This window comes from Paenibacillus taichungensis (assembly GCF_013359905.1).
Lineage (GTDB): Bacteria > Bacillota > Bacilli > Paenibacillales > Paenibacillaceae > Paenibacillus > Paenibacillus taichungensis.
In genome coordinates this window covers 14,275-31,224 of the sequence record NZ_JABMCC010000104.1, presented here as the reverse complement: position 1 = coordinate 31,224, position 16,950 = coordinate 14,275, and the positions used below count along the sequence as shown (strand labels likewise).

Below are 16,950 nucleotides of genomic sequence, written 5' to 3'. Positions count from 1 at the left end.
GAATTCCTACGTCTATTTTGGATGAATTGCGGATAGATGCACGTTTGTTGACACAAGCTGTTTGTATCCGGTATTTATTCACTATTATGCAATGAAAATCATGAGCTGAACGTGCATTTGGTTCCAACACTTGAGGAGGTACATGTAGTGCGTCAAAAATGGCTTTATTGGAATACCGCTTCACGGAAGTGGCTGTGGATTGTTGTCATTATCGGTTTGATTGCTTCCATCCCTGTCATCAGTGATCGGGTACAGACGGAATCTTCCGCCAAAAAGGTGGAGCTTGTCTTCAATTATCGGGGGCTATTGGATATCTCGGCTTATCAGGCCCATCCGCAAGACTTTATGAATGAACAACTGACTCGGTTGAAAGACGCCGGAGTGACAACCATGGCGGTGTTCGAAAGTACACTGGATGAGTTGAAGAAGTCCCGCCGTCTGATGGTATATAACGGGCAGGACCTTGCGAACATGACCAAAAATGTCATTCCTGCTAACGATAATTACACGTATGTGCTATTCACAAACGAGGAAAATGCACAAACGTATACCCCTATCATTGAACAAACGTTCGCCGATCGGGAGATTCCTGTGCTTCCATGGGAATATGAAGGTCGTAGCGGCTTAATATTGCAGACTCCACCGGAGAATGCCAACATGCAGCCTTTGCAACCAGATCCGGTTGCCGTGAAGATGCTGCGTGATAAAGGATTTTACATTTTGCCACGGATCGCAGACAGTGTTCCTTACAATCAGGAATCCATGGAACGCCTGCTTACCTTCTTCGAAGAAAATGGGGTAAAGCGCATCTTGTTTGATGGCGATGCTGTGAAAGGGTACAATGATAATGCAGAGATGAAGAGTATCGATATGTTTGCCCAGTTGCTGAACAAGCACCATATTGGACTGGCGGCTATTGAGAATTTGAAGAAACCACAATCCGGTTTTGAGACTCTCTCCTATAAAATTGACTACAATGTAACTCGTCTGTACTCCTTAAGTGACGGGGATGCCAATCTGGATGTAGACACCATTGCTGACCGTTTTGTTTTGGCTACCAAAGACCGCAACATTCGTATGCTCTATATGAATGCTTCGCCAAGTCGGAATACAGCCAAAGCTATGATCACCAATCCGATTGATAATTTGATCAACAGTTTGGGTGAGCCAGGTCATGCGATTGAACGTATGGGCAAACACGGCTTTGAACTCGGACAAGCTGAAGCGTTCACGGTTAAGGATTCTTCCATTCAGCGTTATGCCAAGCTGGTTGCCTTGATTGGTGCAATCGCAATGATTACGCTTATGGTTTCTTATTTTGTACCACTGCTGACATTACTGGTATTTGCGCTGGCTCTGGTGGGTAGTGCCGGATTATTCTTGCTCAAACCGACGCTGCTGGAGCAAGGAATTGCATTACTAGTAGCGATTAGTGCTCCGACCATCGCGATGGTACTGGCGGTTCGTACAGTGAACTATCAGCAACAGCGTCAGCCAGACGCACCTGCGGGTCGCCGGTTGGCACAAACGATCTTCTTATATGTAAGAACGTCGATTCTTTCGTTCCTGGCGGTGCCTTTTGTCATCGCATTGCTGAACAGCATTACGTACAGTCTGGTGATCAACCAGTTCCGAGGCGTGAGTTTGTTACACTTTGCACCTATGGCGCTGGTAGCGATTTATATTGTGTTTTACCGTGGTTCGGGTACATTCTCCATTAAGCAAATTAAGAACCTGCTTCGTACTCCGATCACCGTTGTAATGGTTGTATTGGCACTTGTTGCTGCCGTTGTTGGGTATTACTATTTGAGTCGTACAGGCAACTCGGGTTCGGTTACGCCTTTCGAGATGTTCCTGCGTGTTGTGTTGGAAGACACGTTCGGCGTGCGACCAAGATTCAAAGAATTTATGCTGGGACACCCGCTGTTTATCGTTGGCGTGTTCGCCGCTTTAAAATATCGTAAAGTCATCTTTGTGCTCATTATTGCAGCAATTGGACAATTGTCTATGGTGGATACGTTCGCGCATATCCATACGCCAGCTGTATTGTCACTCATTCGTGGAGTGATGGGATTGGGACTTGGCTTAATCTTCGGTATCGTTGCTGTGGGTGTGTGGCAAGTAGCGGAAGGATGTTGGAAAAAATGGTCACCACTTCTCAAAAGTTAGTCATCTCGGGATATTACGGATTCCGCAACAGCGGAGACGAAGCGGTACTTAAGTCAATTTTGACGGCGCTGGAAGAGGAGAGTCACAGATCGAATGTCACGATTGAGCCGATTGTGCTCTCCGGTGACCCGGAGTCGACCACTTCAATGTACGGTGTACGTTCAGTACATCGGATGAAGTTGAAGGAGGTTCGCGACGCGATCAAGGAAAGTGACGGTTTAATTAGTGGGGGAGGAAGTCTGCTGCAGGATGCAACTGGACTAAAATCCATCCCTTACTACCTGGGTGTTATCAAACTGGCACAATGGTTGAAAAAACCAACATTTATCTATGCGCAGGGCATTGGACCTGTAAATCGCAAAATGTTCAATCCAATGATTCGTTCGGTCTTTAAGGCTTGTAATTATGTATCTGTACGTGATGAACAATCTGCTGAATATTTGCGCGGACTCGGATTGCAGTGGAATCAGATTCATGTGGTCCCTGACCCTGTGATGGGTCTGCCACTGCCTGAAGTCCAAGCGGAAGAAGTAAGTTCAGTCGCGGTTAATGCTCAAGGAGCAAGCGTTCATACCAAACTCCCGGTGATCGGCGTATCCGTACGTTTCTGGGAGTCGGATCGGAAAGAGCTTACAGCGATTGCTGCTGGATTGAAGAAGCTTTGCTCCAAAAAAGCCGTTCACTTGCGCTTTATGCCATTTCACTTACCGATTGATGAGCAGGCTTCGCGTTTTGTCATGGAAATGCTCGGTGACCTCGGTAACAAGGGTAGCGAAGTAAGTATTACCAAGGATCTCACCGATCCGCAGCTGATGCTTCAGGAAGTCAGCAATTGTGATGTCGTTATCGGCATGCGTCTGCACAGTCTGATCTATGCAGCATCACAGTATGTTCCACCCGTTGGTATCTCGTATGATCCGAAGATTGATCAGTTCATGCTGCGTCTGGATAGTGAAACCGTGGGCAGTACGGATGCGCTGGATGGGGATAAGCTGGCGAAGACGGTGGCTAACCTGTTGGATCAGCGTTCACAGTGGCTGAAGGAACATGAAGAAGGCATTACCGAATTGAAGCAGGAAGCCAAAGTGCCTGCTCAGCAAATTATTAAATATTTAGGCCGCAAAGGGTGAAATAAGATGAATCAGACCGGACCAATACCTACCGTTTCAATCTATGGTATTCCTTTTTCCAAACTAACGATGAAAGAAACGGTGGAGGTTCTACGCCAAGCAGTGCTTACAAAACAGCCGCACCAAGTCATTACAGCCAATCCCATCATGGTCATGGCCGCGCTGGAAAACCCGGCGATGATGAAGGTTATGCAGTCTGCGGAAATGATTGTACCCGATGGAACAGGGGTTGTATGGGCTGCCAATTATTGTGGGGAGCCTGTGGCAGAGCGGGTACCTGGATTTGAGCTTTTACATGAATTGCTGCGTGTTGGAGAAAACTATCGGTGGGGCGTGTATCTGCTCGGTTCCACACCTGAGGTGATTCAAGAAACGGCAGTTCGGTTACAAGAGCAATATCCGGCGATTCGAATTGTAGGTTATCGCGACGGTTATTTTGGTTCGGCTGAGGACGATCAGGTTGTCGCTTCCATCCGTGAAGCTGCACCTGATTTCCTGTTTGTTGCACGTGGGGCAGACACACAGGAACCGTGGATTCACAAGTACAAAGACGCGCTTCAGGTTCCCGTTACCATGGGGGTTGGAGGCAGCTTTGATGTGATTTCGGGCAAAACCAAACGTGCACCTAAAGTGTTCCAAAAGTTAAGACTGGAATGGTTTTATCGTCTACTTCGGGAACCTAGCCGGGCTGGCCGAATGCTTGCGCTTCCGAAATTCGCTGTCAAAGTGATGCGGGACAAAGAAAACGTGACTAAAGTCCGTTAAAATTAGGCTATTACGAGTAAAATGCACGTTTTTGCTAAAAATTGAGGTTGGCATTTCGCCTGTGATCAGCGTATAATTCATTCCGGATTACATGTGTCGTGCTGCTTGAATTAAAACGTTACAACTGAGCAACTACGATAGCAAGGCAACCTTCCGATCGCTGTTATCCCCAGATTTCTTTTATTACCCTTTATAAGGTTGAAATCAGGTGATAAAGGCGAACGCTTCGCTTCTTCAGGTTTTCCTTGCTCTCTTCGTTATCGTGTAACAAGTATTCAAAAATGACTAACAAATGATTTTTTATATATAAAAAGAGATCAGGGGATTTATAATTTCTTACAGGTATTATAATTGGGGGTCGAATGTTCAAATGGTAGCGATCTTTATCATTGGATTTATCGTGTCAATGGGACTGGCTCTTGCCTTGACACCACTTGTCAAAAAGTTCGCAGTCAGAATCGGAGCAATGGATACGCCGAATGCTCGTAAAGTGCACACTCGGATTATGCCACGTCTTGGTGGTCTAGGGATTTTCCTGGCCTTTGTCATTACGGTTGCTGCTCTGCTTCCTTTTGTGTCAGCATGGTTTACGACAAGAGACATGAGCTTTGTCAGTGCTTTTCTGATTGGTGGATCGATCATCGTACTGATTGGTGCATTGGATGACCGTTTTGAACTGTCAGCCAAAGTGAAACTGCTCGGACAAATTGTTGCTGCTGCTGTAGTCGTATTCGGATTCAATATCCGTGTAGACTTCGTCAATATTCCTTTTCAGGATGCTTACTCCTCACTGGAAGCTTGGGTATCCATTCCGCTGACGATTCTCTGGATTGTTGGTGTAACAAATGCAATTAACCTGATTGATGGTCTGGATGGTCTGGCTGCTGGGGTATCCGGTATCGCCATTGGTACCATTGCTGTGATGTCCTTCCTGATGGGTAACATGATGATTGCCTTGATGTGTCTTGTACTGCTTGGTAGTATTGTTGGATTCTTGTTCTTCAACTTCCACCCAGCCAAGATCTTCATGGGGGATACGGGATCTCTATTCCTTGGTTTCTCTCTGGCAATGCTGTCCATGCTTGGATTCAAACAAATTGCTGTCGTGTCCTTCATTACACCGCTGATCATTATCGGTGTGCCGCTCTCGGATACCTTCTTCGCGATCATTCGTCGTGCGGTACAACGGAAACCGATTTTCTCACCGGATAAAGGTCACTTGCATCACTGCCTGCGTGAGCTTGGATTCAGTCACCGTCAGACGGTGCTGATCATCTACGGTATTGCCGCATTCTTCGGTGTACTGGCGATTATCCAATCTTCTGCTGCGATGTTCGAAGCCAACTGGGTAACGTTCGTCGTGATCTGTATCATGATGTTCTTCCTCCAGGTTGGAGCAGAAGTCATTGGACTTGTAAGCAAAACCAGAAGGCCGGTCATTAACTTCCTGATGCGTATGCGCGTCAAGTTGAACCCGGAGACCCGCTCGAAATCCTAAATAGAAACGCTCGTTTACTGATCTTATTGAATATTCTTTCAACCCAAACCTTGTCCCTCGTGGACAAGGTTTTTTGTTTATTTTGCTGTTTTTACTAAATAATTGGAACCTTTCGGCCGATATATAACGGTAACTGACTTAAAAAGAGGAGAGATGATACGTAATGCAACAAAAGAAACGGCCGTTGGCATGGATCATGTTGGTCGCTATGGTGTTCTCATTGTTCCCACAGGGTCTGTTCGGTGGGGCCGTTGCTTCGGCTGCGGACGGTGACACTACAGGATCTAACGCATATTCAACTTACTTTACACCAGATATTAAGGTATTAAGGGAAACATCCATTCTGTCTTTGGTTTCAGGAGAGACAGGCAAGAAATTCCTTTCAAGAAGTAACGCATATACCACATCAACTTCAACTATTAGTATCTCAGGTTCATATGCATTTGTTTCGAAAGATACGATGAAAGTAAAAGTAGAGCAGTTGAATTCCACGACTGAAGGCAATGTGGATAAGTGGGTTCCAGATGAAACGAAATCCATTACAACTGCAGTCACTGCAGATAGCAGTGGGAACAACAAGTTTAATGCAAACAACCTTACACTGTTTCCCGGATTCAACAAGATCACCTTTTTAGGAGTACAGGGTTCTGTTGAACGTTCGGATACATTTTATGTTTTATATGACCAAGCTCCCTTTATAGAGAACTTCAAAATCTCCACGGTTGTTTCTGGAGGTACAGGGAATGCAACCTACGATCTTAACGCAGGTTCTGAAACAGTTGTTAATACGGAACGTGTATCTATCCAAGGTAAGGTGCAAAACGCTACGCAGGTTACCGTTACAGTAAATGGTAGCGATTCTTTTGATTCGGCTATGCTACAAGATGGATCATTTTTCTTGCCGCAGCTTAAGCTTAAAGCAGGAATAAATACGTTGAAATTTAAAATATCAAGTGCATCAAACTCCATTGAAACGGAGCGTTCGGTGTATTATTTTGATAAAAACCAACCGTTTACTAAGCTCGACTTAACGGTAGGAACAGAGACGCAATCCATATTGAATGACACAAATCCGAATTTTACAATAGCGGACCAAAAAGAAGGCAAATTGTCTGGACAAGCATTATTACCTTATTCAGCAAGTAGCACGGATTTTAGTCCAACGAATGGAACAATTACATTATCGAATAGCAATATAGATCAACCTCCAACGTTCACTTTTCACGTAACCAAAACAACTGCGATTGCAGGAGCAGACGGAATTAGTTTGGAATATCGACTCGTGGATTTTGTAGTGGACACGCCTTTCAAAATGGAGCTGGAAGAGGGCGGGACTGATGTCAAGAAGAATCAGGAAGTGAAAGTCAGCCTCACTTATGGTAATTTCAGCACAGGATTTACTGGAGGATACGTGTATTCGCCTGGTTCCCAGGATATCTTGAATATGTACTACCTTCCGGATTACAAAAGTGGCCCGATAGAGTCCAAGACCAAACTGGATGGATCACGAGTGAAAAGCGACACATTCTTCATTTTGGTTGAATCCAGCAAAGATATTAATGCAGCAACTCTTTTTGGTGAATATTTACCTACAGGTGTAAATAAACTGAAAATTGATGCTGTCCCAACTGTTCCCGCAATGGGATTGACTACAAAACAACAGATCTATCAAATTACGGGATTTGTAAGTGGTGAACAGCAAATTCGTTTTTATTTCGGTAAACCAACCGATCTTCCGAAAGTAGTCAAGATTTCTTATTCATCTGTTAGTTCGATCTATGTAGAGAATTTGCAAGATGGACAGACGTATAGTTTCGACTCGAAGAGTACGGAACAGACAATGTCTGTTAAAGGTAAGTTTATTGGCTTTAAGACGCTGGGGATTGATTTTAAGCCTGAGCTTGTAGTGAATGGTAAGGTGCTTAAAGATACTGAATATACACAGGTTACATCAGGTTTCCCGAACAGCGATGGAGATTTTTCCATTAAATTGAAAGTGTTGAAGGAAGGGCCGATTGTATATGGTGAGAACACGATTGTGATTCGTGCAATTGATGAGGATGCCAACAAACAGCCTACAACTATAACAACAACGCTTAGAATCAATGTTATTGATACGAACCAATCAACAGTGACAACCTTTATGCCTACGCTGGTTCCTAAGGATTCCAGACAACCTTTTATTGATAAGGCTCTAACCAGTTATACACAGGATGAACTGAAGAAAATCTTCGCAGTTACGCCTGAATTTGCATTCAAAGAAGATAAATATGTAACAAGTGAAGAAAATTATGATCTCGTGATTAATGGCGGTGGAGCACAAATTGCTAACGTTTACTTTGGCTCCAAACTAGTGTTTACCCATACACAAGCTACTGATCGTGTACTACAAACGAATAAATTAGGTGAAAATGGGATGCCTACATTTGATTTTGTAGGTAATGAAAATCAGTTCTTCGTAAGAATTCAAAACCTGAAATTTGATGCACCTGGAACGCACGTGTATACACTCGAACTTATTAATAGAACAGGTGCTAGAACAACTCAGCGCTTAGAGATTGTACGTGAACCATCTTCTTATCGCATTCTTGCTCCTCAGCCAACCGTAGGAGATAAGATTGTTGTTAATAAAAACTTTGTAAGATTCGATATTGAGGCAGAAGGGGCTACTCAGGTTGTTATTGATAAGCAGCCTGCGGTTAAACGTACGGATTCTAACAATCGTTTTATACTGGACTATGTAGGTTTGAAACCCGACAAAAATAACGCAATCAAGATTCAAATTACTCGTCCGGGCGGAACAATTAATGACACAGTCAATGTATTCTATACCTCTACAATTACAACAGATACGCAATACATGGCTCCGAAAGTTGCAAATAAATATACTGTATTTAACAAAGAGCTGCAGCTTTCACTTCCGAAGGGAACGGTTCTGCAATCCACAACAGTAAGAAATATGACCAAGTTCTATCCAGATAACAAGATTTTGTTCGGAATTGCTGATCCGGATAAAGGGATTGTAGAGAGAAAGAATGATTACGGTAACTGGATCGGATCTCCGGATGAAGGTAGTGAAAATGCACAAAGTTTCATTACTGTATCGCCTGAACTTACGGGTTTGTTTAGTTCAACACTCAATACAAGCAACTTTACACCAATTTCTGATATTTACTGGATTCACGGTGGTATTGGGGAGCTTGGAGATAAAGGAGAAAGTGGCTATAGCGCAGGAACCAATGGTTTGGCTCCTTACAGTCTGGAAGGGAACTTTACGCAATATGCTGCTGAGAGAGTCCTAACTCCATCTCAAAGAGGTAGCCTGACGATCGCTTATGATCCTTCCATTGTAGACGATGTAGGTTCTACCATTACAGTATTCAGATACTCAGATAAAACCAATGTAGGCAAGTGGATTCCTATTGGGGGAGTCGTTGATACAAAAGGTCACACGATTACGGTACCATTTGATGAATTCGGATACTACAAAGTAATGAAATTGAGTAGAAGTTATCCTGATATTACAAACCACCCTTGGGCTCGTAATTTGCTTAATGCTTTGTATTCCAAAGGAATTATGAATCCATTGAGAGCAAGTTCTTTTGGTGCAGATGATCAGACAACTCGTGGAGAATTTGCAACGTTACTCGTTAGAGGTCTGGATATTCCGTTGAATTATGCCAACCAACAAACGTTCCAGGACGTCTCAATCAGCACCAAGTCTGATCGTTGGACTTATGAAGCTATCGAGACAGCTGCTCGGGCAGGTATCGTTACGGGGTTGAGTGATGGATATTTCCAACCGGAAATGCCAATTACACGTGAACAGGCAGCCGTTATGATTGCTCGTGCAATGAACTCCAATTTGGCGACGAACGACAGTAAACTAGCTGCTACGCTTGGAAAGTCATTCCTGGACTCAGGCTCTATTGAATTCTATGCTCGTCCTGCTGTTCTCGCAATAACCAAAGCGAAAATCATGGAAGGTAGCCCGGTCACGGTGCCTGGCGCAACCAAAGCTCAATATCAGTTCAATCCAAAGGGTAATATGACTCGTGCAGAAGCTGCCAAAATTGCAGTTGAATTACTTAAGAAGAGTACGAAGCTGTTCCCTAAAAACTTGAGCTAATCTGTATAGAAAACTATTCAATTCTGAAAGACCTGTCCCTTGGACTAAAGGGACGGGTCTTTTTATGACTGTAAATCAACTGGTAAAGAACACTTTTATAATAGAAGAAATCTGTTTTTTACCAATATCTATTTTTGTAATTTGCTAGAGATTAAGATACAATAGCGGTAAATACACAATGATCTAGAGGGTGAAGTTAGCTAATGAAACCGATTTATTCGAAAGCCCAGCTGGGCTACATGAAGGCAAAGACACAGTTCGAGAAACAAGCAGTCATTCTGGAGAAGAAAATAGAAGATACACGTAAAACGCAGGAAGTTTCCCAAGAAGTGATGGAAGGGCTTGTCAAGGCGACTGGCTTCCATGATGCGTATAACAATTTGGTTCTGGCTGAGAATGACTTAATTGAATGGTCTCACACCACGATGAAGCATGAAAAGACATACCGGGAAAATAGACAACCCATTGACGACATGTATCTGAGATTGAATAGTGATCCGAATATGCGTGCTCAAATTATTGATCTTGCGATGAAAATTCGCTAAGTTATAGAACCAGAGCATTACGAAAGGCATTCCATATGGAATGCCTTTTATTTATTTTGTATTTAGAAGAATTTGTCGCTTCATGCAGCAGGTTATCGGGTATAAATAAACGTCCCCATCAATCCAGACACAACATAATCTCATGCAGACTGCTCCATCATTGATGGTCTAAAGGTTTTGAACCTCGCATTTACCCGCACTGCATCAATACATAAATAAGTTCAAAACTTTTTTTGATGAATCCGCAACTTTTTGAAATCTGCTGCGTTTAAGATGTAGAGTCAAAAACATTGGGGAACTTACCAAGAATGACCTCGTGAAGAATCTTGTCTATTTATTAGAAAAAATTGCTTTACGGCACGGAAGACCCATTGTATAATACGTAAGGTAGGATTAGGAAACTACTCTATTTTCGTATGGATCTATCATTATTCTCGTTTACAAGTTTCTGTGATATGCTCACAGACATCATTTATATTAACTTGCTCATGACTCTGGAAAGGGGGTGCGACAATAGAATGAGGAACACGAGCGACCCTATTAAAGAAAATTCCAATGTTATGAACGCCCAAGGAGGAGAAAAAAAGGTTATGAAGAAAATTTTATCCGTAGCTCTGTCTACAGCAATGGCATTCTCAATGTTTGCATCTGTAGCATTCGGTGATACAGCAGTTTCGCCACAACAACAGTTTGATGCATTGAAAGCAAAAGGTGTTTTCACTGGTTACCCAGATGGAACAGCTGGTTTGGACAAAGAGATGACTCGCGCTGAGTTCGCAAAAGTTATCACTAAATTGCTTGGCCTGAAAGAAATCACTGGTGTATATTCTTACAACGATAAAAACTACAATGCTAAAAACTGGGCTGCTCCTTACATCGAAGCAGTAACAGCTGCAGGCATCATGGAAGGTAAAAACGTTGAGAAGAAAATCTTCGACTTCAACGGTAAAGTAACAATCGAAGAAATGGCGAAAGTTCTGACAATCGCTTTGGACCTCGAAGTTCCAACTGAAACTAATAACACTGCAACAGCATGGGCTAAAGGTTATGTTCAAGCAGCAATCAACGCTGGTTTGCTTGACACTAGCTTGAACTTCCAATCCAACGCTTCCCGTCAATTGCTTGTAGGCGCTGCTTACGCAATTGATCAAGCTCAAAGCTTGAAAGTTGCTTCTTATGAAGTAAGCGAAGCTGGTAAAGTTGTTACTTTCAAAATCAGCGACGGTGAATCCGTTAAAGTAACTTTGGATAAAGCTCTCGAAGCTAACAAAGAAACTGAAGTGAAATTCACTTACAAAGATAAAGAGTTCACTGAGAAAGTTACTTATGTAGTAACTACAGCTACTAAAGTTGAGAGCGTAACTGCTACTAACTTGAAAGAAGTAACTGTAAACTTCGATGGTAGCGTTGATGAAACTTCTGCTGAGCAAGTTGCATTGTACTCAGTAGTAAGAGATATCACAGGTGCTACTGCTAACACTATTGAAAAAGCTACAGTATCTGCTGATAAAAAATCCGTAGTTTTGACTGTTACAAACTCTCTGTTGAACAACACTTCATACAAATTGTCTGCAACAGGTGTTAAAACAGGTGGTACTACTTCCGTAACTACTAAAGATGTTAAGTTCACAACTGCAGATGTTGCTGCTCCTACAGTTGATAAAGTAGAAGCTCTGGGTAACTCCGCTGTTAAAGTAACATTCAGCGAGCCAGTAAATATCACTAACAAATCTGCTGCAAGCAACTACTTTGAAATTGATGGTAAAGTTGTGTCTGGTACACTCGATGTAAACAGCAACACTGTAATTATCAAATCTTTCACTAAACTTGCTAACGGCGACCACAAAATCGTTACTAAAAAAGCAATTCAAGACTATGCTGGATACCCAGTACTTGAAAAAACTTTTGACTTTACTGTAGCTGAAGATACTACTGCTCCTACAATTGCAGGCGTTTCTAATGTTACTTTCGAAGGTGTAACAGTAACATTCAGTGAAGATGTAGATCCTTCTACAGTTTCCGGTGCTAACATCTACTGGTTGGATGGAAGCCAAAAACGTTATGCCGAAAGTGGCTATGAAAAACAAATCGACGGAAAAACTTTCAAATTCGCATTCACTGGACTGAAAAAACTTCCTTCGTACGCTACTGATTTGTATATCAATGGAGTTAAAGACTACTCTGGAAACCAAATCGTTACTGATTCCAAAACAACTGTGAATGCAGTAATCGACCAAACTCGTCCAGAAGTCGCTAGCTTCACTTTCAATACTAACACTAATAAATCCGCTGTATTGAAATTCACTAAAGCTGTTGACACTACTACATTTGCAGCTAAAAACGTAGTAATCAAAGACAGCACTGGTAAAGCAGTAACTAATATCTTCACTCCAGCTTGGTCTGATGCTAGCAAAACATTGACAATTAACTTCTCCAATGCTTTGAGTGCAGGCACATACAGCTTTGAGTTGACTGGTTTGAAAGATACTACAACTTTGGCTAACACTATGTTGCCTTACACTGGTGAAATCACTGTAGGTGATATTGCTCAACCTAAATTGGTTTCTACAGTAAAAACTGATTCTTCTTTCATTTTGAATTTTGATAAGAAAATGGCATTGGACGGCGAAGGTTCAATCCTGAACCCAGCTAACTACTATGCTACTTACACAGTTGATGGTAACAGCGCTGTTACAGGCCAACTTCCAGCAGGTACAACTTATGAAACACTTGCTGATCAAAAGAGCGTTTTGATTAAACTGCCTGCTAACGTTAAAGTTACTGCTTTGACTGTTCAAGGTGTAAGATCTGCTGCTGGTAATGTATTGAACGGATATGTTGCGAATGCTCTTGCTGCAGATTATGTAGTTGACAGCTTCACTGTTAAAGAAGCAAAAGCAATTGCAACGAATGAGATCGTTGTAAAATTGACTCAACCTGCTGCATCTGCTATTGCTAGTGATTACGATGTAACTGTTGGAGGACAATCAAAATCTGCAACTGATGCATGGGTTGATGCTTCCGACAACACTTTGGTACACGTTAAATTGGCTGACAACACTTTGGATACAGCTGTTACTAACGTAAAAGTAAATGCTAAAACTAATGGTGTTTCTCAATCTCTTGCTGGCGCTGCAATTAAACCTGCTACTGCTGCACTTGATGTGAAAGATGCAATCAAAGCAAGTGTTCTGAAAAACGCTGATGGAAAAATCGTTGTTGCTACTGCTACAGCTAACGATGCTACAAAAGGCGGTATCGTATTCAATGCTGCTTCCAACACTATCTGGGTTAACTTCACAGAAGACATCCAAGCAGCTAACCAAGATGTTGCTGGTCAATTGTTCAAAGTGACTCAATCCGATGGTACTGAATTGGTTTACGGAGTACGTGCAGATTACACTGCAACAATCTCTGGTTCTGTTGTTACAATTAAATTGAACCCTAATGGTTCTAAAGTAAGTGGATACAACGGTATCTATCGTATTACTTTCAACAATGATTCTAAATATGTAACAGACAAAGCAACTGGTTTTGACTTCGATGGTTCTACACCACTTGCAAACGCAGTGAGCAACTTCAATGTTGAAGACGACGCTGTTAACAATAACGCTATCGTAATTAACAATGCAGTAACTGCAACTGCAGCATTTGGTACTACTAATCTCAAAGAAGTTAAAGTATCTTTCAACAAAGCCGTTGATAATGCAACTCTTGCAGATGTGGATAATTTTGTAAGTGATGGTAATGCTACAGTTAGTGCAGTTCCTGCAGCTGATAACAAATCAGTTGTTGTAACATTCACTAATGACTTCGATACTGATGATTCTGTTACTGTTAGCAACATCAAAGATGCTGACGGTAATGTAATTGCACCAGCTACTTTCACTAAGTAATAATAGTTTTACTAAGATCCCCTACTTGTAGGGGATCTTTTTTTGTATGTAAACACAACAACATCGTAACTTTCTCCCCATCCCAAACGTTTATACTATATAGCAACAAGCAAACTATGGGAGGTTTGGAAGTGGATCAAAAGAAAATGTTTGTGAGCTTGCTCGCAAGTGCAATGTTGATCAGTTCAACGGCTGGCATCGCCATGGCAGCGAGCACAACCAATAAAGTTTCTGCCACCAGTTCAGATAGCAGTACATTGAAGAAAACGACAACAACCACCAAACAGGTTGTACATACACTGGGTAACCTGTCACCTGTAAAAGTGACAGCACGAAGTTCCGTAAGATTAACAGATGTAAATATCTTGGCTCAGGATGATGGCAATGTGGTTACGTACACCTTATCTTATAAGAACAATGACAGCACCCCAATGATGATGCTAGATTATTGGAGCAAGGTAAAAACCACGGGTGGAACGCTATTCTCGCCTAAATTGATTGCGAAAGATCAAGAAAAGAAAACAGTCGCACCTGGGTCAACGGTTGATCTGACTTACGTCATGAAGGTTGGTCGCGAAGTGAAGCTGAGTGATTTGAATTTCCTCATCGTAAAATGGGATTTCAGTCAATCTAACTATGAACGTACGTTGGGTAAGTTTAATGTACCCGCATCCTATAGTATTACGACACCCGTAGGCAAACCGAAGACGGTTCGTCTAAGTGATTCTGCCGTGAAGGTAAAAGTGTCTGGTATTAAAGTGTTCCCAGGTGAAGATAAGAATCAGTATGTGAAAATTGGTGTAAATTTAAACAATATTAGTTACAAATTACTCGAAAACCCGAATATCAAATGGATTTTGCGTACGCCAAGTGGCACGAATTATCCGTTGACGCCAGACAAGGATAGTACAAGCGTCAGTATACAGGCACAGGCCAATAAGGCCTTGAGTCTGATGACTTCTCTCCCCACATCGGTGATGCTGCAAAAGTCTGAATTATTGCTGGTTGAAGAGCAGGGTGAAGAGAAAACGGTCTTACCTGTTGCTGCGTTGCAGCTGCCTGAGGCAAGCAAAGTAAGGAACGTAGAGGTGGCTGCGAATCAACCGAATATCATATCTATTGAGGGACAACGACTATCTACATTGCTTGAGTCAGCAAAGGTTCGTATTGATGACGGTGAATATGATCTGAATATGCAATTTGTGCTTAAGAACGAAGGTAAGAAAGCTGTTAAAGTGCCGACCTATACCTTTGAGGTACGAACTGATGACGGAACAATCTATCCGATTGAAACCAAGGCATTAGACGCATTAAAGCTGAACCCAGGAGATATTAAAACGATTAAACTTAACGCAACCATACAAGGTGATGGAGATACGAGCAAAATTAAGCTGTACGCTATGAGCCCTGTGGATAAAACTGAGAGCACGGAGTCAACGACTCCAACAAGTACAAGTAGCTTTGTTTTCTCCTATCCTGTAGGCGTATATGCCATTCCGCAATCTGTATCCACTGGAGACGGTTTGACAACAGAGACTGTCATTAAGAATAGTAAAGGAACGTTTGGTGTCTCATTGGGCACGTTACAGCGATTGCCTTGGTCAGATAGTGACATTGTGGCTGCGAAAGTAACGATTCGTAATGCGGGCAGCAAAACGGTGCAGCTCCCAGAGCTCGAAGCCATGTTCATCATTGACTCGGCTCAAATTGATGGAGATAAAAAGTTAATCTATACGCAAAGCGGAAAACTACTTGGGGTGGGTATGACAACTGAGGCTTATCTTTTGACCAAAATTCCTTCTGAACTTCGTATGGGGCGGTTAGAAGTAAGTCTGATTGAAAAGGTAAGTGAAGAAGAAACAAATGAGTGGATCACGTTAAATACGTCGGGGTTGATCCAGCCCGTATCTTACGTAGCAACGGGTAAGACCTATACAACTGGTATTGCAGATAAAGAGACTGAGATGGGTGTTCGAAGAACAATTCGTTACCCAGGGACATCATCGGACATTGTTTATACCGAATTTGAAATGACGAACAAGTCACTGCGTCAGAGTGGTCTAGGTAAACTTGTTGGATACTTCAAAACTTCCGATGGCCAGTATTACAGAGCAACTGCGAAGCAAGCAGAGCGTCTTCCTGGGCCCGGTCAGAAGTCGATTGTTACGTTCTGGGCTAAGATTCCGAAGTCCGTTACCTTCTCAGACCTGCGCCTGATTGTGGGTGAAGGTATTGCAGACAGCAAGTTTGTAACGGGTGAAGGGGAAGCGACTGCTTATGTAAATGCAATTGCATTCGAGGTACCGCCAATCTCCGTAAGTGTTCAAGGTAATCTTTCAAATATTGACCTCTATCCATATACGTTGACAGCTAATAGTGTGCGCGCATATTTGGCTGGCAGTAATTCAGTACAAGTTGATATGAATTACACGCTTACTCGTAGCGAAGAGATTGAGATGGCTGAGAATGAACACAAGTGGATTGTTACCCTTACGGATCAAAACGGTAAAGTATTTGAGAAAGAACTGACTCCAGGTACCGATCTGAAGGTGGGCACCAATCAAACGTTAAGTTGGAGCGTGGAGGATAGCTTTTATGAAAAAATGCGTGGAGGATCTTACCGTCTAACCGTGTATGATCAATTCCAGGGACAACGTCTTCGTGTTGCCGAACAAGTCTATGGATATGATATCTCTAAGCTTCCTAAAGAAGAACCTGTTATAGAATAGCATTTTTAATGATCTATTATTATTGCGAACCTCGTTTCTATCACAACGGAAGCGAGGTTTTGCTTGTCGCAGCACTATTTTTTCTCTAT

The 16,950-nt window shown here is 42.5% G+C and carries 8 protein-coding genes; all 8 read left to right on the top strand.

The window, feature by feature from the left end:
- Nucleotides 1-147: 147 nt before the first annotated feature.
- The gene (locus HP548_RS08490) at nucleotides 148-2,169 is read left to right on the top strand and encodes a DUF5693 family protein (RefSeq protein WP_076287602.1); all 2,022 of its coding nucleotides are present in this window, start codon (nucleotides 148-150) and stop codon (nucleotides 2,167-2,169) included.
- Nucleotides 2,145-3,299, top strand: coding sequence for a polysaccharide pyruvyl transferase CsaB (gene csaB, locus HP548_RS08485; protein WP_175381402.1), 1,155 nt, complete (start codon nucleotides 2,145-2,147; stop codon nucleotides 3,297-3,299). Before HP548_RS08490 ends, csaB begins: the two co-directional genes overlap by 25 nt.
- A gap of 6 nt (nucleotides 3,300-3,305) precedes the next feature.
- Nucleotides 3,306-4,064, top strand: a complete 759-nt coding sequence (locus HP548_RS08480) for a WecB/TagA/CpsF family glycosyltransferase (protein ID WP_175381401.1) — start codon at nucleotides 3,306-3,308, stop codon at nucleotides 4,062-4,064.
- Between the two features lie 370 nt (nucleotides 4,065-4,434).
- Nucleotides 4,435-5,562 (top strand): glycosyltransferase family 4 protein, encoded by a 1,128-nt coding sequence (locus tag HP548_RS08475; protein ID WP_053782860.1) that lies wholly within the window; start codon nucleotides 4,435-4,437, stop codon nucleotides 5,560-5,562.
- A 163-nt stretch (nucleotides 5,563-5,725) separates the two neighbouring features.
- On the top strand, nucleotides 5,726-9,691 hold the full coding sequence (locus HP548_RS08470) for an S-layer homology domain-containing protein (protein ID WP_175381400.1): 3,966 nt from the start codon (nucleotides 5,726-5,728) through the stop codon (nucleotides 9,689-9,691).
- A gap of 203 nt (nucleotides 9,692-9,894) precedes the next feature.
- Nucleotides 9,895-10,236 (top strand): hypothetical protein, encoded by a 342-nt coding sequence (locus HP548_RS08465; protein ID WP_079695642.1) that lies wholly within the window; start codon nucleotides 9,895-9,897, stop codon nucleotides 10,234-10,236.
- Nucleotides 10,237-10,754: 518 nt separating this feature from the next.
- Complete coding sequence (locus HP548_RS08460) at nucleotides 10,755-14,132, top strand: Ig-like domain-containing domain (protein ID WP_175381399.1); 3,378 nt, start codon at nucleotides 10,755-10,757, stop codon at nucleotides 14,130-14,132.
- Nucleotides 14,133-14,263: 131 nt separating this feature from the next.
- The gene (locus tag HP548_RS08455) at nucleotides 14,264-16,861 is read left to right on the top strand and encodes a hypothetical protein (RefSeq protein WP_175381398.1); all 2,598 of its coding nucleotides are present in this window, start codon (nucleotides 14,264-14,266) and stop codon (nucleotides 16,859-16,861) included.
- Nucleotides 16,862-16,950: the final 89 nt, after the last annotated feature.

Coding starts and splice junctions, on each gene's coding strand:
- csaB (WP_175381402.1), top strand. CDS start 2,145: ATGGTCACCACTTCTCAAAAGTTAGTCATCTCGGGATATTACGGATTC.
- HP548_RS08480 (WP_175381401.1), top strand. CDS start 3,306: ATGAATCAGACCGGACCAATACCTACCGTTTCAATCTATGGTATTCCT.
- HP548_RS08475 (WP_053782860.1), top strand. CDS start 4,435: ATGGTAGCGATCTTTATCATTGGATTTATCGTGTCAATGGGACTGGCT.
- HP548_RS08470 (WP_175381400.1), top strand. CDS start 5,726: ATGCAACAAAAGAAACGGCCGTTGGCATGGATCATGTTGGTCGCTATG.
- HP548_RS08465 (WP_079695642.1), top strand. CDS start 9,895: ATGAAACCGATTTATTCGAAAGCCCAGCTGGGCTACATGAAGGCAAAG.
- HP548_RS08460 (WP_175381399.1), top strand. CDS start 10,755: ATGAGGAACACGAGCGACCCTATTAAAGAAAATTCCAATGTTATGAAC.